Annotated in this window: 19 protein-coding genes; 8 read left to right on the top strand and 11 right to left on the bottom strand. The window is 74.2% G+C overall.

What is annotated here, in order from left to right; genetic code table 11:
• The first annotated feature begins 437 nt into the window (after positions 1-437).
• From RQM47_RS03340 to RQM47_RS03325, 4 genes are all read left to right on the top strand, one after another.
• Positions 438-1,079, top strand: a complete 642-nt coding sequence (locus tag RQM47_RS03340; RefSeq protein WP_311661089.1) for a MarC family protein — start codon at positions 438-440, stop codon at positions 1,077-1,079.
• A complete protein-coding gene (locus RQM47_RS03335) occupies positions 1,076-1,642 on the top strand; it encodes a hypothetical protein (protein WP_311661088.1) in 567 nt (188 codons plus the stop codon). Before RQM47_RS03340 ends, RQM47_RS03335 begins: the two co-directional genes overlap by 4 nt.
• Positions 1,643-1,758: 116 nt before the next feature.
• Complete coding sequence (locus RQM47_RS03330) at positions 1,759-3,333, top strand: beta-N-acetylhexosaminidase (protein WP_311661086.1); 1,575 nt, start codon at positions 1,759-1,761, stop codon at positions 3,331-3,333.
• A gap of 148 nt (positions 3,334-3,481) precedes the next feature.
• Positions 3,482-4,441, top strand: coding sequence for an alpha/beta hydrolase (locus tag RQM47_RS03325; RefSeq protein WP_311661085.1), 960 nt, complete (start codon positions 3,482-3,484; stop codon positions 4,439-4,441).
• A 4-nt stretch (positions 4,442-4,445) separates the two neighbouring features.
• On the opposite strand, the gene RQM47_RS03320 is transcribed toward RQM47_RS03325, so the two are convergent.
• Both RQM47_RS03320 and RQM47_RS03315 read right to left on the bottom strand, forming a co-directional pair.
• Complete coding sequence (locus RQM47_RS03320) at positions 4,446-4,790, bottom strand: hypothetical protein (protein WP_314007346.1); 345 nt, start codon at positions 4,788-4,790, stop codon at positions 4,446-4,448.
• A 274-nt stretch (positions 4,791-5,064) separates the two neighbouring features.
• Positions 5,065-6,444, bottom strand: a complete 1,380-nt coding sequence (locus RQM47_RS03315; protein ID WP_314007344.1) for an NAD-dependent succinate-semialdehyde dehydrogenase — start codon at positions 6,442-6,444, stop codon at positions 5,065-5,067.
• A gap of 192 nt (positions 6,445-6,636) precedes the next feature.
• On the opposite strand from RQM47_RS03315, the gene rnc reads away from it, so the two are divergent.
• Both rnc and gcvP read left to right on the top strand, forming a co-directional pair.
• Positions 6,637-7,461: a ribonuclease III gene (gene rnc / locus RQM47_RS03310; protein ID WP_311661080.1), complete on the top strand. Its 825-nt coding sequence runs from the start codon at positions 6,637-6,639 to the stop codon at positions 7,459-7,461.
• Positions 7,462-7,775: 314 nt separating this feature from the next.
• Positions 7,776-10,703: an aminomethyl-transferring glycine dehydrogenase gene (gcvP, locus tag RQM47_RS03305; RefSeq protein ID WP_311661078.1), complete on the top strand. Its 2,928-nt coding sequence runs from the start codon at positions 7,776-7,778 to the stop codon at positions 10,701-10,703.
• A gap of 53 nt (positions 10,704-10,756) precedes the next feature.
• Here the strand turns inward: gcvP and RQM47_RS03300 are convergent, their stop codons facing one another.
• Positions 10,757-11,803, bottom strand: a complete 1,047-nt coding sequence (locus RQM47_RS03300; protein ID WP_311661077.1) for a methyltransferase domain-containing protein — start codon at positions 11,801-11,803, stop codon at positions 10,757-10,759.
• 134 nt (positions 11,804-11,937) lie between these two features.
• A complete protein-coding gene (locus RQM47_RS03295) occupies positions 11,938-12,642 on the bottom strand; it encodes a class I SAM-dependent methyltransferase (protein WP_311661076.1) in 705 nt (234 codons plus the stop codon).
• 13 nt (positions 12,643-12,655) lie between these two features.
• On the opposite strand from RQM47_RS03295, the gene RQM47_RS03290 reads away from it, so the two are divergent.
• Positions 12,656-12,874, top strand: coding sequence for a dodecin family protein (locus RQM47_RS03290; RefSeq protein WP_311661075.1), 219 nt, complete (start codon positions 12,656-12,658; stop codon positions 12,872-12,874).
• Positions 12,875-12,930: 56 nt separating this feature from the next.
• Here the strand turns inward: RQM47_RS03290 and RQM47_RS03285 are convergent, their stop codons facing one another.
• Positions 12,931-13,743: a sulfite exporter TauE/SafE family protein gene (locus RQM47_RS03285; RefSeq protein WP_311661074.1), complete on the bottom strand. Its 813-nt coding sequence runs from the start codon at positions 13,741-13,743 to the stop codon at positions 12,931-12,933.
• Between the two features lie 330 nt (positions 13,744-14,073).
• Between RQM47_RS03285 and RQM47_RS03280 the strand changes: the two genes are divergently transcribed.
• Positions 14,074-14,280, top strand: a complete 207-nt coding sequence (locus tag RQM47_RS03280; RefSeq protein WP_311661073.1) for a DUF2283 domain-containing protein — start codon at positions 14,074-14,076, stop codon at positions 14,278-14,280.
• Positions 14,281-14,302: 22 nt separating this feature from the next.
• On the opposite strand, the gene RQM47_RS03275 is transcribed toward RQM47_RS03280, so the two are convergent.
• The 6 genes from RQM47_RS03275 to RQM47_RS03250 all read right to left on the bottom strand — a co-directional run bounded on the left by RQM47_RS03275 (position 14,303) and on the right by RQM47_RS03250 (position 21,150).
• Positions 14,303-15,940 carry a S41 family peptidase gene (locus RQM47_RS03275; protein ID WP_311661072.1) on the bottom strand — a complete coding sequence of 546 codons (1,638 nt, stop codon included), beginning with the start codon at positions 15,938-15,940 and terminating at the stop codon, positions 14,303-14,305.
• Between the two features lie 116 nt (positions 15,941-16,056).
• Complete coding sequence (tatC, locus tag RQM47_RS03270; protein ID WP_311661070.1) at positions 16,057-17,016, bottom strand: twin-arginine translocase subunit TatC; 960 nt, start codon at positions 17,014-17,016, stop codon at positions 16,057-16,059.
• Between the two features lie 7 nt (positions 17,017-17,023).
• A complete protein-coding gene (locus RQM47_RS03265; RefSeq protein WP_311661069.1) occupies positions 17,024-17,632 on the bottom strand; it encodes an orotate phosphoribosyltransferase in 609 nt (202 codons plus the stop codon).
• Between the two features lie 435 nt (positions 17,633-18,067).
• A complete protein-coding gene (locus tag RQM47_RS03260; protein WP_311661067.1) occupies positions 18,068-18,601 on the bottom strand; it encodes a DUF2306 domain-containing protein in 534 nt (177 codons plus the stop codon).
• Positions 18,602-18,865: 264 nt separating this feature from the next.
• Entirely contained in the window at positions 18,866-19,606 is a 741-nt protein-coding gene (locus tag RQM47_RS03255) for an ABC transporter ATP-binding protein (RefSeq protein WP_311661065.1), read from the bottom strand.
• A gap of 101 nt (positions 19,607-19,707) precedes the next feature.
• Positions 19,708-21,150 carry an HlyD family secretion protein gene (locus RQM47_RS03250; protein ID WP_311661064.1) on the bottom strand — a complete coding sequence of 481 codons (1,443 nt, stop codon included), beginning with the start codon at positions 21,148-21,150 and terminating at the stop codon, positions 19,708-19,710.
• Positions 21,151-21,303 lie beyond the last annotated feature (153 nt).

The raw sequence follows: 21,303 nt of genomic DNA, 5'->3' as shown, positions 1-21,303 counted from the left end.
CGGGCGTGTTTGCGGTGGGGGAGCGGTTCGGTCGCAGGCGCGGAATGCCTTCCCGCTAAGCAACTGTTTGGGAGCCGATTTCAGTCTCCTCCCCCCAGCGGGGGGAGGTTGGGCGGGGGGACCTCGGGCGGCCACCCCGCCCGAGACGCCCGCTCGACGTCCGTCTCCCACCCCGCCCTTTGGGTCCGGCCCTGCCCCGGTGGGAGAGGGAGAACCTCTACCAGACAGCTTCTGAGGCGCGCCCCACGGACTCGTCGTCCTGGGCTCCGGTCTGGGACCGCGCAGCCGCTCTGCGCCCACGGGAGCGACCGCCCCGCCCGGTGAACGGCCGGTGAGTTCGGCCGCCGACACCGAGACGTCACGGGCGGGGCGGGGTGGCCGGCCGATACTGCGCCGCCCCGCCCGCTCTGCCTCCACCGCCGGAGGCCGCCCCGCCCGTGCCCGACCTGCTCGCCTCCCTCATCGCGGCGTTCCTCCCGCTGTTCGTCGCCATCAACATCCCGGGCATCCTCCCGCTCTACGTGGGGATGACCGAGTCGTTCACGGCCGACGACCGGCGGGCGCTCCTTGTGCGCGCGCTCGCCGCGGCCCTCGTGCTCGCCGTGCTCATGCTGTTCGCGGGCGGGGTCATCTTCCGCACGCTCGGCATCACGGTCGACGACCTCCGCGTGGGCGGCGGGCTCATCCTGCTCGTCATCGCCATCACCGACCTCGCCTTCGGGGACACGAAGGACCGACGGGCCGGGAGCAAGGAGGCGCAGGAGGAGATCGCCGAGGCCGACGAGCCCATCGACCTCCCGGTCGTCCCGCTGGGCATCCCGCTCATCATCGGGCCGGGCGCCATCACGACGATCCTGATCGCCGACGGACAGGTCGGGTGGGAGCTTACGTTGCTCTCGATCGCGCTCAACATGGTGCTCGTGTTCGTCGCGTTCACCTTTGGGCCGTCGCTGCTCCGGCTGTTCGGGCCGGGCACGTCGAAGGCCGTCGCGAAGGTGGCCAGCCTGTTCCTCGCGGCCATCTCGGTCGCCATGATCCGGGGTGGCATCACGGCCATGATCGCCGCCGCGTCGTCGTGAGCGAGCCCGCCGCCCCGCCCGCGCCCGGGCCGTACCGGACCGTTGAGGTCCGCTGGTTTCTGCCCGGCGAGGTGCCGGCCGCCGTCGCCGCGTGGTTCGACGCGCTCGGGCCGCCGGTCGAGGAGGGCGTGCGGACCGACCGCTACCTCGGAGGCACCGGCGCCGAGCTCGGCCTGAAGGTCCGCGAGGGGCGCGTCGAGGCCAAGCAGCGCACGGGCGGGGCGGGGCGGGTGCACGGCGCCCCGGCCGCGGCGTGGGCCAAGTGGCTGTTCCCGGTCGAGGGCGACCCCGCCCCGCCCGGGTGGGTCGAGGTCCGCAAGCGGCGGCGGCAGCGGCGCGTCGAGGCCGCCGGCGGCGCGTGCGCCGTCGAGCTCTCGCGCGTCGAGGCGGGCGGGGCGGTCTGGTGGAGCGTCTGCCTGGAGGCGGCCGGACCGAGCGCGGACGCCCGCCGCGCGGCGCTCGCGCACGCGGCCGCGCTGTGGCTGGACCGCGACGACGCGCCGGCGCTGCGCCCCGAAGCGGCCCAGGGCTACCCGGCGTGGCTCGCCCACGTCGGAGCGTAGGCGTGCGGTGGTACGGGGTACGAGGTACCGGGTACGCAGCCAAGACGGCCCGCCCCGGCCCTGATCCGTGCGGGGGTGCTCTATTCTGGTGGCGCCCCACCACCCCGCCCCGCCCGATGCCGACTCCGCCGATTGCCCAGTTCCGCCCCGCCCTAGCGTTCCCGCTCGGCGTCGTCCTGTGCCTGCTCCTGGCCGCGGGCGGGGCGGTCGCGCAGCCGGCGATTCTCCCCGCTCCGGTCGAGGCCGCGTTCTCGGCCGGCTCGTTCGTGGTGACCACCGAGACGCCCATCGTGGTCCCGCCGGGCGACGCCGAGGCCGCGCGCGTCGGGCAGCTCCTGGACGAGCTGATCGGCCCGGCCGTCGACGGCGCGCCGGCGGTCGACGCGGGCGGGGCGGTGGGCGCCATCGTGCTCGACCGGCGGCCGGACCGAACGGACCTCGGCGCCGAGGGCTACGAGCTGGAGGTGACCGACCGCGGCGTCACGATCACGGCGCCCGAGGCGGCCGGGCTGTTCTACGGCGCCCAGACGCTCCGGCACCTCATGCCGCCCCACGTCGAGTTCACGGCCGCCCTCCCGCGCCCGCTCCCCGTCCCGCTCGGGCGCGTGGTCGACCGCCCGCGGTTCGCGTGGCGCGGCGCCATGCTTGACGTGGCCCGCCACTTTTTCAGCGTCGACGACGTGAAGCGGTTCGTCGACCTGATGGCGCTCTACAAGCTGAACCGGCTCCACCTCCACCTGTCCGACGACCAGGGCTGGCGCGTCGAGATCCCGGGCCGCCCCGCCCTCACCGACGTCGGCGGGCGGACCGAGGTGGGCGACGGGCAGGGCGGGTACTACACGGTCGCGGACTACGCCGAGATCGTCCGGTACGCGGCCGAGCGGTTCGTCGTGGTCGTCCCCGAGATTGACGTGCCGGGGCACACGAACGCGGCCCTCGCGTCGCTCCCCGAGCTGACCTGCGACGGCGTCGCCCCGGCCCCGTACACGGGCATCCGCGTCGGGTTCAGCGCCGTGTGCGTCGAGAAGGAGGAGACGTACGCGTTCCTGGACGACGTCGTGGGCGCGCTCGCCCGGGCCACGCCCGGCCCGTACCTCCACCTGGGCGGCGACGAGGTCAAAACGCTCTCGGCGGAGCAGTACGCGGCGTTCATGGCGCGCGCGCAGCAGATCGTGGCCGCCCACGGCAAGCGCTTTGTCGGGTGGGACGAGGTGGCGGAGGTGCCGCTCCAGCCCGGCGCGGTCGTCCAGGTGTGGCGGCCGCAGGCGCCGGCGGTCGCGGCGTCGGTGGCCGAGGCCGTCGCGGGCGGGGCGGCCGTCGTGCTCTCGCCGTCGGACCGCATCTACCTCGACATGAAGCCGGACTCGGCCGCCGTGCTCGGGCTCACGTGGGCCGGGCTGAACGGGGTCCGCGACAGCTACGACTGGGACCCCGCCGCGCTGCTCCCGGGCGTCCCCGAGGCGTCGGTTCTGGGCATCGAGGCGCCGCTGTGGTCCGAGACGCTGGGGACGCTTTCAGACGTGACGCTCATGGCGTTCCCGCGCCTGGCGGCCGTCGCCGAGCTCGCGTGGTCGCCGCAGGCCGTGCGGTCGTGGCCGGGCGTCCGCCGGCGGCTCGCCGCGCAGGCGCCGCGGTGGACGGCGCTCGGGGTCACGTTCGACCGCTCGGCCGAGGTGCCGTGGGAGCGGTAAGGCGGTGGGTCAGTCCGTCGGTGCGTCAGTGGGACGGTGAGCCGGCCCACCCCGCCCGAAACGCTTGAGCGGGGCGGGGCGGCGGTCCAGGGCACCCGAGCGGGCGGGGCGGGTTGGACGCGGCTCCGCCCGCATCTCCGCCCCGCCCGTGCGCCTCCGCCTCCTGCTCGCCCCGGTCCTCCTGCTCGTCGCCGGCGGGTGCGGCCTCGTCAAGTCCGTCGGCGTCGACCTGTTCTACGAGAGGGTCCCGCTCCCGGCCGAGAACGTGCGCCGCGACCTCGCCTACCTCGACGACGGCGACCCGAAGCACCGGCTCAACCTGTTCATGCCCCTCGCCGACTCGGTCCGCCGCGAGCCGTGGCCGACGGTCGTGTTCGTCCACGGGGGCGGGTGGGACTCGGGCGACCGCGACTTCACGTACGGCGGCGAGGACCTGTACAACAACGTGGGCCGGTTTTTGGCGCGGCACGGCATCGGCGCCGCCGTCATCAGCTACCGGCTCCAGCCGGGCGTCCGGTACCCGGCGCAGGTCGAGGACATGGCCGACGCGGTCGCGTACGTCCACCGCGAGATCGGGGCCTACGGCGGCGACCCGGACGCGCTGTTCCTCATGGGCCACTCGGCCGGCGCGCAGCTGGCGGCGCGCGTGGCGCTCGACCCCGCCCCGCTCCAGCGCGCGGGAGCCTCGCAGAGCGTCGTGTGCGGCGTAGTCGCGGTGAGCGGGGCGGCTCTCGACATCGCCGACCGGCCGACCTACACCGAGGCCGGGGCCGACTTCGCGTACTACGCCCGCCGGTTCTCACCGTCCGGCGAGCCGGTCGAGACCGCCCCGCCCGAGCCGCTCGCGTGGGAGCGCGAGGCGTCGCCGGCGACGTACGCCTCGGCCGGCGACCCGCCGTTCCTCATCGTCTACGCCGACGGCGAGGGGCCGGTGTTCGAGCGCCAGGTGGAGGTGCTGGACGCCGCGCTGGACGCGGCCGGCGTGCCCAGCGAGGTCGTCGTCATGCCGGCGCGGAGCCACGCGCTGGGCGTCCCCAACCTGAGCCGCGACGACCGTGTGGTCGGCCCGGCCGCGCTGGCGTTCGTCCGCGGTCGGGCGTGCACATGACGGCCTACCGCGTGCGCTGGCGCTGAACGACGGGCTCGGGCTCTGACGGCTCGGGCGGGGCGGAGTCGCCCAGGAGGCCGGCGTCGATGCGCCCCGGGGCGAGGCCGGCGGCGCGGGCCTCGCGCTCCAGGTCGTAGCCCTCGCTCGTGACGATGGCTTCGAGCGCCTCGACGCGGCGGAGGAGCCGGTCGCGGTCGGCCTTCGCGTCGGCGAGCTCGTCCTCGAGGTGCCCCGTGGCGCGACCGAGCTTGGCGGCCGTCTTAGACTTCGTCATCTGAACCTCGTAGTAGATCCCACCCACGGTCGCCACGATGGCGACGAGGAACAGCATAACGGCGACGATCACCATGGCGGGCGGGGCGGCGTTGGAGGTTGAGACAACGTACACCGCGAGACGGGCCACCCCGCCCGAGGTTGCGGGCGGGGTGGCAGGTCTGACACCACCCCGCCCACGGTCGTCGGGGCGTGGGCGGGGTGGTCGGGTCCGGGATCGCCACCCCGCCCGATGGCTGGACACCATGCAGGGTGTCCCTACCACCCCGCCCGGCTCGAACGGCCCGGGCGGGGCGGGCGGGGCGGTCCCTCTGCCCATTCCCAGTTCCTCTTTCCTCGTTCCCCGTCCGTCACTCCACCCAGACCGTCTTCTCGTTCACGAAGGCGCGGATGCCGGGGCGGCCCAGTTCGCGGCCGTAGCCCGAGTCGCCGACGCCGCCGAACGGGAGGTTCGGGTGGCTCTTCGTCATCTCGTTCACGAACACGGCGCCCGAGCGGATCCGGCGGGCGACGCGCTCGCCCCGCTCGCGGCTCCGGGTCCACACGCTGCCGCCGAGCCCGAACCGGGTCGCGTTCGCCAGGCGGACCGCGTCGTCCTGGTCCTGGGCGACGGTCAGCGACGCGACCGGGCCGAAGATCTCCTCCTCGAACGCGACCGTCCCCTCGCCCACCCCGCCCAGGACCGTCGGCGGGTAGTAGGCGCCGGGGCCGTCAGGGACCGTTCCGCCGCACAGGACGCGCGCGCCCTCGGCGGCCGCGCGCTCGACTTGGTCGTGGACGCCGGCGCGGAGGTCCTCGCGGGCGAGCGGGCCGAGGTCGGTGTCCGGGTCGGTCGGGTCGCCGACCGTGAGCGCCTCCATGCGCTCGACGAACCGGGCCGTGTACTCGTCCGCGATCGGGGCCTCCAGGATGAACCGCTTGGCCGCGATGCACGACTGGCCGTTGTTCTGCGTCCGCGCCGCGACGCCCACCTCGACGGCCCGGTCCAGGTCGGCGTCGGCCAGGACCACGAAGGCGTCCGACCCGCCGAGTTCGAGGAGCGACGGCTTGAGCGCCTGGCCCGCCTGGCTCCCGACGCTCCGCCCCGCCCGGCTGCTCCCGGTCAGCGTGACGGCGCGGACGCGGTCGTCGGCGATGACGCGGGCGGTCGCCTCGTGGTCGAGGTTGAGCCACTGGAACACGCCCTCGTCGAACCCGGCCTGGCGGAACACATCGACCATGGCCTCGGCGCAGCCCAGGACGTTGTCGGCGTGCTTCAAGAGCCCCACCCCGCCCGCCATGATCGTCGGCGCGGCGAAGCGGAGGGTCTGCCAGTAGGGGAAGTTCCACGGCATGACGGCGAGGACCGGGCCGAGCGGCTCGTAGGCCACGAAGCTCCGCGTGGCGTCGGTCTCGCGCGGCTCGTCCTGCAAAAAGCCCTCGGCGTGCTCGGCGTAGTAGCGGCAGACCCACGCGCACTTGCGGGCCTCGGCGACGGCTTGGTCGAGCGGCTTCCCCATCTCGCGCGTCATGAGGGCGCCGTGGACCTCGGCGCCCTCGTCCAGGAGGTCGGCCGCGCGGCGCATGGCCTCGGCCCGCACGGCGAACGGCGTCTGGCGGTGCGCCTCGAACGCCTCGGCGGCCCGGTCGAGCGCGGCGTCGGTCTCGTCGTCCGTCAGGCGGCGGTAGGTGTCGAGCGTCTCGCCCGTGGCCGGGTTGCGGGTCGTGACGGAGTCGGGGCGGGGCGGCATGGGCGGAGTCGGCGGGCGGGGCGGTGTGCTCTCCCAACGCCGCTCCGCCCCGCCCGTTCGCAGCCCGAGGGCGGGGCAGGGCGCGGCGGAGGCCGATCTGGGGCGGAGGAGCGGGAGGGCGGGGTGAATACCGGAGCGCCGGTTGCCCTCGGCGTACAATCTGAGGACATTCCACACCCGCCCGCTCTGTACATGGACTCGTCTGGACTCCTCCGCCGCAGCTCCCGCCTCGTGCGGTCGTGGCTCGGCGACGCCGCCGCCCCGCCCCCAGACGGCCCGTGGGGCGAGAACGGGGGGGACGACGAGGTCAGCGAGCGGGGCGTCTCGCGCCGCGCCGTCGAGGCCGTCGTGGGGACGCCGGTCGGCGACCTCGGGCTCTACGACCACGCGCTCCGCCACCGCTCGCTGTTCCGCGGCCACGTGAGCGACGGGACCGAGTCGAACGAGCGCCTGGAGTTCCTGGGCGACGCCGTGCTCGGGGCGGTCACCGCCGAGGTCCTCTACCGGACGTTCCCGGAGCGGTCCGAGGGGTTCCTCACGCGCACGCGGGCCACGCTCGTCAACGGGAAGGCGCTCGCCGGCTACGCCGAGGCCATCGGCCTGGACGCGCTCATCCTGATGAGCGACAACATGGAGGCGTCCGCGGGGCGGACCAACCGGACGATCCTCGCCGACGCCTTCGAGGCCGTCGTCGGCGCCGTCTACCTCGACCTCGGGTTCGCCGCCGCGCGCCGGTTCATCAACGCCGTCCTGGAGCAGTGCGTGGACCTGGGCGTGGCGGCGGCCGACCGGAGCAACTACAAGAGCCTGCTCCTGGAGCACGTCCAGGGCCTCGGGCTCGCGCAGCCGACCTACGAGACGATCTCCGAAGAGGGGCCGAGCCACGACCGCACGTTCACGGTCGCCGCCGTCGTCGACGGCGAGCACGTGGGCCAGGGCTCGGCCCGGTCCAAAAAGGCCGCCGAGCAGGTGGCCGCGCGCGAGGCGCTCGCGGCGCTCCGCCAGCAAGCCGCGTAGCGGCGAGCAGCGAGCAGCGAGCAGCGAGCAGCGAGCGGAAGATGCCCGCCCCGCCCGCAACGCGCGGGGGCGGGGTGGTAGGGACACGGCGTGCCGTGTCCGCTGTGGGCGGGGCGGTGGAAACGCTGCGGGGCGGCGTGCCGCCCGCCCGGGGCCACCCCGCCCACACGAACGGCCGCCGCTCCCGCGTCTGGACGAGGCGCGGCCGCCCCGCCCTTCGCCTCTGTTTCCCCGATCCTCCCCGCCCAGGGCGGGGCGGTGGGGAACCGCTTCCGGGGCGCCGCCTTCCAGCCTCACACCCCCGACCCGCCCGCATGGAGACCGCCACGGACACCCGCACCGGCCGCCCCGCCCAGGATGGCGCCAGCCACCCCGCCAGGGACGGCGTCAGCCACCCCGACCGCTTCGCCAACCGCCACATCGGGCCGTCGCCGGCCGAGGAGCGCGAGATGCTCGACGCGCTCGGCTACGACTCGCTCGACGCGCTGAGCCGCGCGGCCGTCCCCGACGCGATCCAACTCGGGCGGGCGCTCGACCTGCCCGACCCGCTCGGCGAGCAGGAGCTCCTGGCCGACCTCCGCGCGCTCTCCGAGGCCAACGAGGCGACGCGGTCGTACATCGGGATGGGCTACCACGGTACGTTCACCCCGCCCGTCATCCAGCGCAACGTGCTGGAGAATCCGGGGTGGTACACGCAGTACACGCCGTACCAGGCCGAGATCGCGCAGGGCCGCCTGGAGGCGCTCCTCAACTTCCAGACGGTCGTGTCGGACCTGACGGGGCTGCCCATCGCGAACGCGTCGCTCTTGGACGAGGGCACGGCGGCGGCCGAGGCCATGTCGCTCTTCGCCGGCGCCCACCGCGGCAAGCGCTCGACGTTCCTCGTCGACGCGCGGTGCCACCCGCAGACGGTCGCGGTCGTCAAGATGCGGGCCGAGCCGGTCGGCATCGACGTCGTGGTCGGCGACTGGGGCGGGGCGGAGGTGACCGACGACACGATCGGCGCGCTCGTCCAGTACCCGACGACCGACGGCGAGGTGGTCGACTACGCCGCGTTCGCGGACCGGCTGCACGACGCCGGCGCCTACCTCGCCGTGGCGGCGGACCTCCTGGCGCTCACGCTCCTCGAGGCGCCGGGCGCGTGGGGCGCCGACGCCGCCGTGGGCAACAGCCAGCGGTTCGGCGTGCCGATGGGCTACGGCGGCCCGCACGCCGCCTTCTTCGCCACGACGGACCAGTTCGCGCGCAAGATTCCGGGCCGCATCATCGGCGTCAGCCAGGACCGCCACGGCGAGCCGGCGCTCCGCATGGCGCTCCAGACGCGTGAGCAGCACATCCGCCGCGAAAAGGCGACGTCCAACATCTGCACGGCCCAGGTGCTCCTCGCCAACATGGCCGGGTTCTACGCCGTCTACCACGGGCCGGACGGCCTCAAAGCCATCGCCGAGTTCGTCCACGGGCAGACGCAGCGGCTGGCCGAGGCGCTCCGCGCGGCGGGCCACGAGGTCGTCCACTCGGACTACTTCGACACGCTCCGCGTCCGCCCGAGTGGCCTGAGCGGGGCGGACGTGGTCGCGATCGCCCTGGAGGAGCACGCCGTCAACCTCCGCCTCTACGACGACGGCACGGTCGGCGTCGCCCTCGACGAGACCGTCACCGACGCCGACCTCGAAGACCTCGTCGACGCCTTCGGCGGGTCCGTCCTCCCCGCCCCGCCCGACGCGGACGAAAGCGGCGGGGGCGGGGCGGCGTACGGCGGGGTGATGGCGCGCGAGACGCCGTTCCTGGAGCACCCGACGTTCCATGCCTACCGGAGCGAGACCGAGATGCTCCGGTACCTGAAAAAGCTGGAGAACCGGGACCTCTCGCTCGTGCACTCGATGATCCCGCTCGGGTCGTGCACGATGAAGCTGAACGCGACGGCCGAGATGATGCCGATCACGTTCCCCGGCTTCGCGAACGTCCACCCGTTCGCGCCGGACGCCCAGACCGAGGGCTACGAGGAGGTCGTCGACACGCTGGAAGAGTGGCTGGCCGAGATCACCGGGTTCGACGCCGTCTCGCTCATGCCCAACTCGGGCGCGCAGGGCGAGTACACCGGGCTCCTCACGATCCGCGCCTACCACCGCTCGCGCGGGGACGACCAGCGGACCGTCTGCCTCATCCCGACGAGCGCGCACGGCACGAACCCCGCGAGCGCGGTCATGGCCGGCATGGACGTGGTCGCGGTCAAGGTGGACGACGCGGGCGAGGTCGACATGGACGACCTCCGCGCCAAGGCGGAAAAGCACGCCGACCGGCTCGCGGCGCTCATGATCACCTACCCGAGCACGCACGGCGTCTTCGAGACGACGATCCGCGAGATGGCCGACGTCGTCCACGACGCGGGCGGGTTGGTGTACATGGACGGCGCCAACCTCAACGCGATGGTCGGCCTGTGCCGGCCGGGCGACTTCGGGATGGACGTGTGCCACCTCAACCTGCACAAGACGTTCGCGATTCCGCACGGCGGCGGCGGGCCGGGCATGGGGCCGATCGGGGTCGTCGAGAAGCTGGAGCCGTTCCTGCCGCGCCACCCGGTCGTCCCGACGGGCGGGGAGGAGGGCATCGGGCCGGTCGCGTCGGCGCCCTACGGGAGCGCGCTCGTGCTCCTGATCTCGTGGGCCTACATCGCCATGATGGGCGCCGACGGACTCCGGCGGGCCTCGCAGGTCGCCATCCTCAACGCCAACTACATGGCGAAGCGGCTGGAGGGCCACTACGACGTCCTCTACCGCGGGCCGAACGGACTGAGCGCCCACGAGTTCATCCTCGACGTGCGCCCGTTCCAGAAGGCCGGCGTCTCGGCCGAGGACATCGCCAAGCGCCTCATCGACTACGGCTTCCACGCGCCGACCATGTCGTGGCCCGTGACGGGCACGCTCATGGTGGAGCCGACCGAGAGCGAGTCGAAGGCGGAGCTCGACCGCTTCTGCGACGCCATGATCGCGATCCGCACCGAGATCCAGGAGATCGAGCTGGGCACCGCCGACGCCGACGACAACGTGCTCAAGATGGCCCCGCACACGGTCGTCGAGACCACGGCGACCGAGTGGACGCATCCGTACTCGCGCGAGCAGGCGGCGTGGCCGGCGCCGTGGAGCCGCGACGCCAAGTTCTGGCCGACGACGGGCCGCGTGGACAACGCCTTCGGCGACCGGAACCTCGTGTGCTCGTGCCCGCCGATGGAGGCGTACGCCTGACGGGGCCGGGGCGGCCACCCCGCCCGCGCGGCTCTACGTGGGGGCGGGCAGCGTCAGCAGCAGGACTCCGTCGCCGCCCCGCCCCCGACTGGCGCCGGCGCGCAGTCGAACAAGCCGAAGTGCGTCGAGCGGTCGCCGGTCACGTCGAAGAACGGCGCGAACCGCGTCTCCTGGAGCATGGCCGCCGTGTTGCCGCACACGAGGGCGGGGCGGCCGGCCTCGAACGTGTGGTGGTCGTCCAGGACGAAGGCGTGGCGCTGACCCTCCACCCCGCCCCGGTAGGTCGCCATCTGGCCGTAGTCCTCGCACGCGTCCTCGACGAGGCCCGGGAGCTTGAAGGCACGGGCCGTCCGCGAGACGAAGCGGGCGGCGCCCAGCGCGTCGCGGAGGGCGGGGTCCTCGACCGTAATCGGACTCTCGGCGACGGTCCGCACGTCGGCCCAGCCGAGACGGGCCATGAGGCGGCGGAAGTCCTCGGTGTAGAGCGCGCCGCCGAGACATTCGCCCACGAGCACGGGGTCCCGGCGGATGGCCTCGGGCAGACGGCGGTCGGCGAACACGTCGGACGCGTAGAGCTCGCCGCCGGGCTTCAGCACGCGCCAGATCTCGCGGAACACGGGCTCCTTGTCCGGGGCCAGGTTGAGGACGCAGTTCGAGATCACGACGTCGACGCTCTCGTCCTCGACGCCCAGCGCGCCCAGGTCCTCGATCAGTCCCAGCCGAAATTCGGTCGTCGGAGCGGGGTGGCCCAGGGCGTCCGCGACGGCCTCGCGGTGGCGCTTGGCGACCTCGACCTGCTCCGGCGTCATGTCCACGCCGATCACGCGCCCGGCCGGCCCGGCGAGCGCGGCGGCGACGAAAGCGTCGCGGCCCGTTCCGCAGCCCAGGTCGAGGACCGTCGCCCCGTCCAGGGCGGCCGGGATCGGCGAGCCGCAGCCGTAGAACTTCGCCAGCACCTCGTCGGGGAGGAGCGACAGGATCGGCCGGTGGTGCTCGGGGACGGACTCGCTCGGGCAGCACGCCGACGTCTTGAGGTCGCCCGCCGACTGGAGCGTCGTGCCGTAGTAGTCGCGGACCTGGGTGTGCGTGAGGGTCTCCATGTCGGGGGCGGGGTGGACGGGCAGGATAGACCCGCCCCGCCCCGCCCGGTCTTACGGCCGGTCTTACGGAGGGACGAGGAATGGGGAGGCATAGAGGGACGAGCAGATCCTCTCTCTGCCCATCCCTCCATCCCTTATCGCTCGATCCCTCCCACCGTCGCCACGCCCGCGACGTGCGGGGCAGCCAGCCCGAGCGGGGCGGTGAACGCCTCCATCTGCACGTCCGCGAAGCCGGCCTCGCGGATCCGGCGGCCCGTCTCGCGGTCGGGGCGGCAGCCGTCGGCGGCCCAGCCCCACGGGCGGCGGAGCGCCCGCTGCCACGCGCGCAGCCCCGAGCCGGGCGGGGCGGCGACGTGCTCGACAAAGTAGAACCGCCCGCCGGGGCGGAGCACGCGGCGGGCCTCGGACAACGCGGCCTCCACGTCGCCCACCGAGCACAGGACGAGCGTGCTCACGACCGCGTCGGCCGCCCCGCCCTCGACCGGCAGCGCCTCGGCCGTGCCCGGCCTCAGGTCGAGGTCCAGCCCGTGGCGCTCGGCCGCGCGGCGGAGGTGCGGGTGGAACCAGGCGTTCGGCTCGACGACGACCCAGCGCGTGCCCCGCGCGAGGTAGCGGGCGTTCGGTCCGGCTCCGGCCCCGATCTCGACGACGGTGCGGGGCGGGCCGCAACCGGGCGGGGTGGCGAGTCCCGCGAACAGGGCGCGCTTGCGCTCGGCGTAAAGCGCCTCCTGCGCGTCGGCCGCGTGCGCGAGCTGCCACGCGAAAAGGCGCGCGCGGAGGCCGCGGCGGAGGACCCCACCCCGCCCCGCCCGCGTAGAAACGGCTCCCTTCTCACACATTCCCCATCCCACTATGGCCCTCGCCAAGATCATCGAAGTCTCCGCCGTCTCCGACAAGAGCTTCGACGACGCCGTCCAGCAGGCGTACAAGGAAGTCTCGCAGACCGTCCGCGGCGTCCAGAGCGTCTACGTCAACGACTTCATCTACGAGCCCGGCGACGGCAAGGCCGGCAACTACCGCGTCCACTGCAAGGTGACGTTCACGGTCGAGAACCAAGGCGACCTGGCGTAGCCCCCGCCCCGCCCGACGTTCGCGCCCCGCCGGCCCCGCCGAGCGGGGCGCGCTGTTTAGGAGAACGCCTTCCACAGCAGGCGGGCAGCGACGACGGCCGCGAACGCGGCGAAGCTGTAGCGGACGTAGCGGACGTCGATCCGGTGGGCCGCCGACACGCCCAGACGCGCCGTCACGACGGCGGGGAGCGCGAGCGCCGCCGCCCCGCGCCAGTCCACGTAGCCCAGCGTGCCCGGCGGCACGGGCGCGTCCCACCCCAGCACCACGTAGGTCGCCACGCCGACGGCCGTGATGATCGTGATGGCCGCCGTCGAGGTCCCCGACGCGACGGCCGTCGGGAGGCGGACGAGGCCGGCGAACGCGGGCACGAGCACCACCCCGCCCCCGATGCCAGCCAGCGCCGAGATGGTCCCGGCCGCCCCGCCCACGGCGGCCAGGCGGGGCGGGGCGGTCCGCGCGTCGGCGGCCGTGTAGGCGTCGGCGCGGGCGCCGCCGGTCAGCATGCGCGCGACGACGGCGACGAGCGAGAGCCCGAGCACCACCTGGAACGTCTGCTTGTCGTACCACGGCTGCGTCGAGACGAAGCGCCCGACGAGGACGACGGCGACGGCCGCGAACGCGCCCGTCACGAGCGCCGTCCGCCGGTCGATGGCCCCGTGCTTCCACTGCCCCACGGTCCCCGACGCCGAGGCCGCGAACGTGCAGAGCAGGCTGGTCCCCAGCGTGAGCGGCGTGAGCACGGGGTCCGCCACGCCGGCGGCCCCGAACGCGAAGAACAACGCGGGGCCGAAGACGACGCCGCCGCCGACGCCGACGAGCCCCGCGACAAACCCGCCCACGGCGCCGACGAGGAGGAGGACGAACAGCATGGGGCGGGGTGGTTCTGGGGCGGGGCGGCCCAAGCTACCCGCCGCCCCGCCCCAGTAGACGGAGCGAATCGGGCTCCCGCAGTAGCTTGTCCACATGGATCGGACTGCGTACTTCGACCGCCGAGTCCTTGAGGGCCGCCCTTACATCCGACTCGAGTGGTGTGAACTCGCCGTCCGCGATCCCGAAGCGACTGAGGTTCAGCCCGACGGACGCATCCGGCACTGGCGATACATTGACGATCTAGGCAAGCACCTCCGCGTCGTGACGTTGCCAGACGGCCTGACGCTCCACAACGCTTTCCCCGACCGCTCCTTCAAACCGGACTCGCCGTGACGTTCGAGTATTACCCCGATACCGACACGCTCTACATCGCGCTCCGCACGGGGACGGGCGCCGATGCTGCAGAAGTGGCTCCCGACGTTGTGCTGGACTACGACGAGGCGGGGGACGTGCTCGGAATCACCGTCGAGCACGCGAGCGAGCGGGCCGACCTCGGGTCGTTCTCCGTCACGAAGATCCCGGCGCTGGTCGCGTGACCGCCCCGCCCGGGCGGGGCGGCTACCGGCCGAGCGTTCGCGCGTAGGCGGCCGGGTCGAGAAGCAGGCGGCGGGCGGCCTCCAGGACGGGGTCCCGGCCCAGCTCGGCCACCGTTTGGTCCCGCTGCCCGAGGTAGCGCGAGAGGATCTCGTGGCGGAGCTGCGCCTGGAGGCGCGGCGCGTGGCGCTCGAAGTCGCGGGCCTTTTCGCGCTCGATGGCCTGCCGGAGATCGGCGAGCGGGCGCTCGGCGCTGCTGTAGCCCGTCGCGTCGAGGTCGGCCGCGAGCGCGTCGGCGGCGCGCTCAGCGTCGGTGCGATAGGCGACGCCCTCGGACTCGACGAACGCCTCGAACGCGTCGTAGACCGGGCCGTCCACGCGGAAGTCGTCGGGCAGGGCGGGGTGGTCCGCGGCGTAGCGGTTGGCAAAGCGGAGGAACGCGGCCGAGCGCACGAGCGCCCGCTCGAGCTCGCTCTCCGCGCCCAGCGACACCGGCACGTCCGGCTCGATGCCGCCGCCGCTGCGGACGGTCCGCCCCGCCCGCGTCTGGAACGCGCGCCGGAGCGAGTCGGGGACGGCCGCGGCCCGCTCGCCCTGCGCGTAGCTCAAGCGCTGGATCTCGCGGCCCGCCGGCGTCGTGTAGCGGCTGACGGTCAGCTTGAGCGCCGTCCCGTACGGCATCGGGCGGACGACCTGGACGAGCCCCTTCCCGTACGTCGTCTCGCCGACGACCACGCCGCGGTCGTGGTCCTGGAGCGCGCCGGCCACGATCTCCGACGCCGACGCGCTCGCCCCGTCCACGAGCACGGCCACGGGCAGGTCCGGCAGGAGCGGGGCGGTGCCCGTCGTGTACGTCCGGTCCGTGCCCCGCGAGCGGCCCTGCGTAGCCGTCACGACGGCGCCCTCAGGCAGGAACACGCCGCTCAGCGCGACGGCCTGGTCGAGCAGCCCGCCCGGGTTGCCGCGCAGGTCCAGGACGAGCGCCCGGAGCTCGCCCTGCGCCTGGAGCGCCTCGACGGCGTCCGTCACCTGCCCCGCCGCCTCCTGCATAAACCGCCCGAGGCGGACGTAGCCCACGCCCTCTGCGACGTCGCCCACGAAGCCCGAGTACGTCACGTCCGAGCGCTCCTCGCCGGCGCGGACGAGCACGAACCGGAGCGGCTCGGCCTCGCCCTCGCGCTCGACCTCGATGGGCACGCTCGTGCCCGGGTCGCCGCGGAGGAGCGCGTTGGCGCGCTCGGCCGAGACCGCCCCGCCCGGCTGCCCCGCAACCGAGACGACGGCGTCGCCGGGCCGGAGCCCCTGCGCCTCGGCGTCCGACCCGTCGAGCACGGACGAGACCACGAGCCCGCCGCCCCGCTCGGCAAGCACCACGCCGACCCCGCCCACCTCGCCCTGCTGCTGGAGCCGGCTGGCCGCGGCCGTCGCCTCGTCGTAGTAGACCGTGTACGGGTCGAGCGCGTTCGTCATGGCGCCGATCCCGGTCCGCATCAGCCGCTCGGCGTCGACGGCGTCGACGTACTCGGACGCGAGCGCCTCGTAGATCGACCCGAACAGGCCGAAGCTCTTGCGGATCGCGAACAGGTCGCCCTCGGCCTGGGCCGCGGCCGGCGGCGCGAGCGCGAGGAGCAGGAGGAGCGGGGTGAGGCGGCGAACGGTCATCCGGGCGGACCCAAAGGGCGGGGCGGGCGGGGCGGTCTGAACGCGACGGGCGGGGCGGTCGTGCGGCCGTGGGAGTGCGCACCCGCCGGTGCCCAGCGGCGACCGCACCGAGCCCCCTACGCCGCCCCGCCCTCGGCGAGCGCCTCGGCGTCGCGCTTCTCGACCACGCGGGCGAGCAGGATCGAGAGCTCGTAGAGCAGGAGCAGCGGGACCGCCAGGATGACCTGGCTGAGCGGGTCGGGCGGGGTGAGGAACGCCGAGAGGACCAGGATGATGACGAGCGCGTAGCGCCGCCCGGTCCGCAGGAGCTCCGAGGAGACGACGCCCAGCTTGGTCAGGACCACGACGACGACCGGGAGCTCGAACAGGACGCCGGCCCCGAACGACCACGTCAGGAGCATCGAGAAGTAGCGCGAGATGTCGAACTCGTTGACGATCGTCTCCGCCACCTGGAACTGGGCGAAAAACTGGAGCGCGATCGGCGCGATCACGAGGTACCCGAACGCGATGCCGGTCACGAAGAAGCCGGTCGCGAACACGGACGCGAACCTCAGCCCCTGCCGCTCCTGCGGGTACAGCCCGGGCTCGATAAACTTCCACACCTGGTACACCACGATGGGCGACCCCAGCACGATGCCCGTCGCGAGGACGGTCCCGAAGTAGGCGAAAAACTGGCCCGTGATCGTCCGGTTCTGGAGCGTCACCTCGACCGGGTCCAGCCCGAGCACGTCGTACATGAAGAACGACGGCTTCGTCGGGCCGAGCAGCACGTCGCCCACGATCCACCCGGCGAAGAACAGGCAGAGGACTGAGCACACGGCGATGCCGCCGAGCGCCTTGAAGATCCGCCAGCGGAGCTCCTCGAGGTGGTCGAGGAACGGCATCTCGCCCGGCTGCGGCGCCATCGGGTCCGGGAGCGCGCCCGCCCCGCCCGCGACGGTCACCGCGTCCGGCGGCGGCGGCGGCGGCGTCTGGTCGAGCCGGACGCCGGCGCGGTGAGCCGGGACGGGGAGGTCAGAGGCCCCGTCGCCGGTCTCGGCGGCGGAGCGCGACGACCGGGAGCGCCAGACGTCCATCGCGCGCTCAGGCGGTGTCGCCGGACGGGACCGCCGCCCGGGCCGTCTCGCGGAGGTTGAGTTCGAGGAGCGACTCGACCCACAGGCCGTCGCCTTCGAGCCGCGCCCGCCCCCCGCTCCAGGTAAAGTTGAACAGCGTCATCACGCCGGCCACCTGGAACCCGTCGCTGCGGAGGAGCGCTACGGCGCGGGCCGCGCTCCGCCCGCTGTTGAGGATGTCGTCCATGAGGGCGACCGGCTTGGTCCGGTCGAGCGGCCCCTCGACGAGCCGGCGGCGCCCGTACGGCTTGCGCCGCTCGCGGATAAAGCCGCCGACGAACGGCTGCTCGCCCGTCCCGTGCGGGAGCACGGCGGTCACGAGCGGGAACGCCCCGTAGCCGAACCCGGCCACCTGCTCGATCCCGCGCGCTCGGAGCCGGTCAGCGAGCACCGTGCCGGCCTCGGCGAACACCTCGCCGTCGAGCATGGGCGTCCGCGTGTCCAGGAGCCACCCGATGGGCTGGCCGCGGGGGTCCGTAATCGTTTCGTCCTCGCGCCGCACGAGCGCCCGCTGGTAGAGCGTGTGGCCTAGCTTGGCGAGGGCCGACTCGGGGACGGTGCTGGAGTCGTTGGACATCGATCGGGTCTCGGGCGGCGGAGGGCGCCGCGGGGGCGGGGCAACATACGGGGCGGCCGGCGACACGTGCCGGCCCGCCGGTGGACGCGCGGCGGGCGCGGCGGGTTGCGGGCCGCCTTGCCTCCGCACGCTGGCGGGGGCGGGGAACGGGCGGGGCGGGTGCGCTGGTTTGCAGGTGGCGTCCGGGAATTCCCGAGCCGGGCCGTGGCCTCGGGCGGGGCGGCCCTCGTCCTCGGCCCAGCGGCTACGGCCGGTGGGGTGGGGGAGGTGGCAACCCTTCTGAGGCCGCGTCGTGCTGGCCCGGGCAGCCGGTGCGCCGCCCGGGCCACCCCGCCCCGCCCACGCCGGCACGGAAAAGCTGGAGGCGGCGCAGGTCCCGGCGGTCGAGGGGCGAGCCCGTCCGTAGGCGCGCCTCGGCGTGCGGGGGCGGGGCGGTCAGGCCGGCACCGACCCTGGCGCGAGGCGCGCGCCGAGCGCGTCCCAGGCCGCCAGCCGCCGCGCGATCCACCACCGCCCGACGAGCGGCGGGAGCCCCCACACGACGGCGACCGACAGCCAGACGGCCACGTTCGCCGACAGCCCTGCGTCGCGGAAGGCGAGGTCTATCGGTCGCGCGACGTGGCCGCCCGTCGCCATGACGAGGCCGATGTACGACCACGCCATCCACATGTAGTGCCACGGGAGCCACCCCGCCCTTTGGGTCCGCCCGCCGCGCCACGCCGACCACGCCCCGGCCGAGACGGTCACGAGGCTGACGATCGCGGCGACGTGGAAGCCGCCGAACCCTCGGAACAGCGGCGTCGAGTCGCGGAGCCCGAACGACGCGAGGCACAGGACGACCATCGAGACGACGTAGACGCGGCCGACGACGCGGTGCCACGGCCCGCCCTTCGGCCGGGCCAGCACGACGGCGCCCGTCACGAGCGCGAGCGCTCCGAGCGCGGTGTGGAAAACGGCGGTGGCGCTCATGGCAGCGGGGGCAGCGGGCGGACCCAAAGGGCGGGGTGGTGCGCTACGGGCCGCCCCGCCCGCAGGGTTCATGCTGCCTCCACCCCGCCCGCCCCGCCCTTCGGGTGGGTACGAGGTACCGGGTACGAGGTACGGTCTGATCTGACATCGGCGCTCGCGTACCTCGTACCGAGTACCCCGTACCTCCCTGCACGTTGTGTTAGAAACGGTTCAGCCGCCGCCCCGCCCTCAACGGCCGCCCGGACGCCGCCCCGCCCGAACGCCCTACACCGGCTCGGCCGCCGAGAGCTCCGCCTCGCCCAGCTCGGCGAGGGCGGGGCGGTCGACGGCCACGTCCGTCTCCACGACGCCGTCGCGCAGGCGGACCACGCGCCGCGCGTGCTCGGCGATGTCGTCCTCGTGCGTGACCACGAGGAGCGTGTTGCCGCGCCGGTACAGCAGCTCGAACAGCCGCATGATCTCGTCCGACGTCGCCGAGTCCAGGTTCCCCGTCGGCTCGTCGGCGAGGAGGATGGCGGGGCGGTTCACGAGCGCGCGCGCGACCGCCACGCGCTGGCGCTGGCCGCCGGAGAGCTCGTTCGGCTTGTGGTCGAGCCGGTCGCCCAGGCCGACCTGCGTGAGCGCCTCGGCCGCCCGCTCGCGCCGCTCCTGGCGACCGACGCCGGCGTAGACGAGCGGGAGCTCGACGTTCTGCAAGCAGTCCTGCCGCGGGAGCAGGTTGAACGTCTGGAAGACGAACCCGATCTGCCGGTTGCGGACCTCGGCGAGCTCGTCGTCGGAGAGCCGGCCGACGTCGCGGCCGCCCAGCCGGTACGTCCCCCGCGTCGGCACGTCGAGGCAGCCGACCACGTTCATGAGCGTCGACTTCCCCGACCCCGACGGCCCCATGATGGCGACGTACTCGCCCTCGTCGACGTCCAGCGAGCACCCGCGGAGCGCGTGGACCTCCTGGGTCCCCATCGAGTAGGTTTTCCAGACGTCGTCGATCTCGATGACGGAGGGCATAGCGGGCGGGGGAGGAGGGCGGGGAGGAGGAGAAACGGGCGGAGCGCTCAGGAGGGCCGCCCCGCCCGCCGCTCTCGGGGGCGGGGCGGGGGCGGCGCCTGCTACTCGTCCTCCTCCACGACGGCCCCGTCGCTCTCGCGGACGGCGTCGGCGTCGGAGATCTCGGTGCGGAGGAGCCGGAACGGGCCGGAGATCACGGTCTCGCCGCCGGTCAGCCCGCTGCGGACCTCGATGTGGGTGTCGTCGGAGATGCCGGTCTCGACCTCGCGCAAGACAGCCGTGCCGTCCTCGACCACGAACACGACGCGGCGGAGGTCCTCGCCGTCCGGGACCGGCGCGTCGGGGATGGCCTCGCCGGCGGCCTCGGCCTGGCGCCGCCGCTCGCGCTCGACCTCGTTAAAGTCGCGGACGGTCACGGCCTGGATGGGGACCACGACGGCGTTCGGGACCGTCCGCGTGTAGATGTCGACCGTCCCGCTCATGCCCGGCCGGAGGGCGGGGCCGGGCGCGCGCGGGCGCTCGTTGATGCCCGCCCCGCCCGCGTCGGCGCCCACGGCCGCGAGGCGGACGACGACGGGGAAGTTGGTGGTCGCCTGCGTCGTGCCCACGTTCTCGATCCGGGCCGAGTTGGCGATCTCGACGACGCTCCCGCCCAGCGGGTCGTCGGGGTAGGCGTCGACCTCGACGCGGGCCGAGTCGCCGGTCGCGACGCGGACGACGTCGTTCTCGTTCACGTCGATCTCCATCGTCATCGCGTCCAGCCGGGCGATGCGCATGAGCTCGGTCCCCGTCATCTGGGCCGTCCCCACGATCCGCTCGCCGAGCTCGACGTTGAGCTGGGTGACGGTGCCCGTGATGGGGGCGTAGATGGCGGTCTTGGCCAGCTGCTGGCCGGCCTCGCGGGCCTGAGCCTGAGCGCCCTGCGCCTGGGCCTGCGCGCTCCGCACGCGGCCCCGCGACGTGGCGACGCGGGCCTCCGCCCCGCCCACGCGCTCGCGCGCCGACCGCTCGGCGGCCTGGGCCACCTCAAACGTCCCGCGCGCCGCTTCGAGGTCGGCGGCCGAGACCACGTCGCGCTCGAACAGGTCCTGCTGGCGCTTGTAGGCGCGCTCGGCCCGCTCGCGGTCGGCCGTCGCCTGGGCCACGTCGGCGCGCGCCTGCGTCACGGCCTGCTCGGCCTCGGCCACCGACCCGCGCGCCTCGCCGACGCCGCTCTGGGCCGCCGTCACCTGGGTCTGCGCCTGCTCGACCTGCGAGGCGTAGATGTCGGGGCGGATGCGGAGCAGGAGCTGGCCCGCCTCGACGCGGTCGCCCTCCTGGACCGCCAGGAGCACGATCTCGCCCGACACGTCGGACGACACGACGACCTCGACCTCGGAGGCGACGGTCCCCGCCGCCGTCACGGTCTCAGTGATCGAGCGGACGCGGGCCTCGGACGTCTCGACGGCCAGGCCCTCGTCGCCCCCGCCGAGCAGGGCGGCCACGACGACGAGGAGCACGACGGCGACGCCGAGGCCGATCAGGATTTTCTTAGTGGGGCTCATGGGGCGGGGTGGGCGGGGTGGAGCCTCGACGGGCGGGGCGGGCGGAGGTTGCGCGGGGCGGGGGGGAGAAGAGGAGGGGGCGCGAAGAGGAGGGAGAGGGCGGAATCGGCGCGGCGCTGGCGGCGGAGACGCCTCTTCCCCCTCCGTGCCTCT

This window comes from Rubrivirga sp. S365, assembly GCF_032248475.1.
GTDB lineage: Bacteria > Bacteroidota > Rhodothermia > Rhodothermales > Rubricoccaceae > Rubrivirga > Rubrivirga litoralis.
The sequence above is the reverse complement of the archived record's forward strand: the minus strand, read 5'-3'. Positions and strand labels throughout refer to the sequence as shown.

What these genes read in the sequence shown, in the direction of transcription:
- RQM47_RS03330 (WP_311661086.1), top strand. Translation starts at nt 1,759, where the DNA reads ATGCCGACTCCGCCGATTGCCCAGTTCCGCCCCGCCCTAGCGTTCCCG.
- RQM47_RS03320 (WP_314007346.1), bottom strand. Translation starts at nt 4,790, where the DNA reads ATGGTGATCGTCGCCGTTATGCTGTTCCTCGTCGCCATCGTGGCGACC.
- RQM47_RS03315 (WP_314007344.1), bottom strand. Translation starts at nt 6,444, where the DNA reads ATGCCGCCCCGCCCCGACTCCGTCACGACCCGCAACCCGGCCACGGGC.
- rnc (WP_311661080.1), top strand. Translation starts at nt 6,637, where the DNA reads ATGGACTCGTCTGGACTCCTCCGCCGCAGCTCCCGCCTCGTGCGGTCG.
- gcvP (WP_311661078.1), top strand. Translation starts at nt 7,776, where the DNA reads ATGGAGACCGCCACGGACACCCGCACCGGCCGCCCCGCCCAGGATGGC.
- RQM47_RS03300 (WP_311661077.1), bottom strand. Translation starts at nt 11,803, where the DNA reads ATGGAGACCCTCACGCACACCCAGGTCCGCGACTACTACGGCACGACG.
- RQM47_RS03295 (WP_311661076.1), bottom strand. Translation starts at nt 12,642, where the DNA reads ATGTGTGAGAAGGGAGCCGTTTCTACGCGGGCGGGGCGGGGTGGGGTC.
- RQM47_RS03290 (WP_311661075.1), top strand. Translation starts at nt 12,656, where the DNA reads ATGGCCCTCGCCAAGATCATCGAAGTCTCCGCCGTCTCCGACAAGAGC.
- RQM47_RS03285 (WP_311661074.1), bottom strand. Translation starts at nt 13,743, where the DNA reads ATGCTGTTCGTCCTCCTCCTCGTCGGCGCCGTGGGCGGGTTTGTCGCG.
- RQM47_RS03275 (WP_311661072.1), bottom strand. Translation starts at nt 15,940, where the DNA reads ATGACCGTTCGCCGCCTCACCCCGCTCCTCCTGCTCCTCGCGCTCGCG.
- tatC (WP_311661070.1), bottom strand. Translation starts at nt 17,016, where the DNA reads ATGGACGTCTGGCGCTCCCGGTCGTCGCGCTCCGCCGCCGAGACCGGC.
- RQM47_RS03265 (WP_311661069.1), bottom strand. Translation starts at nt 17,632, where the DNA reads ATGTCCAACGACTCCAGCACCGTCCCCGAGTCGGCCCTCGCCAAGCTA.
- RQM47_RS03260 (WP_311661067.1), bottom strand. Translation starts at nt 18,601, where the DNA reads ATGAGCGCCACCGCCGTTTTCCACACCGCGCTCGGAGCGCTCGCGCTC.
- RQM47_RS03255 (WP_311661065.1), bottom strand. Translation starts at nt 19,606, where the DNA reads ATGCCCTCCGTCATCGAGATCGACGACGTCTGGAAAACCTACTCGATG.
- RQM47_RS03250 (WP_311661064.1), bottom strand. Translation starts at nt 21,150, where the DNA reads ATGAGCCCCACTAAGAAAATCCTGATCGGCCTCGGCGTCGCCGTCGTG.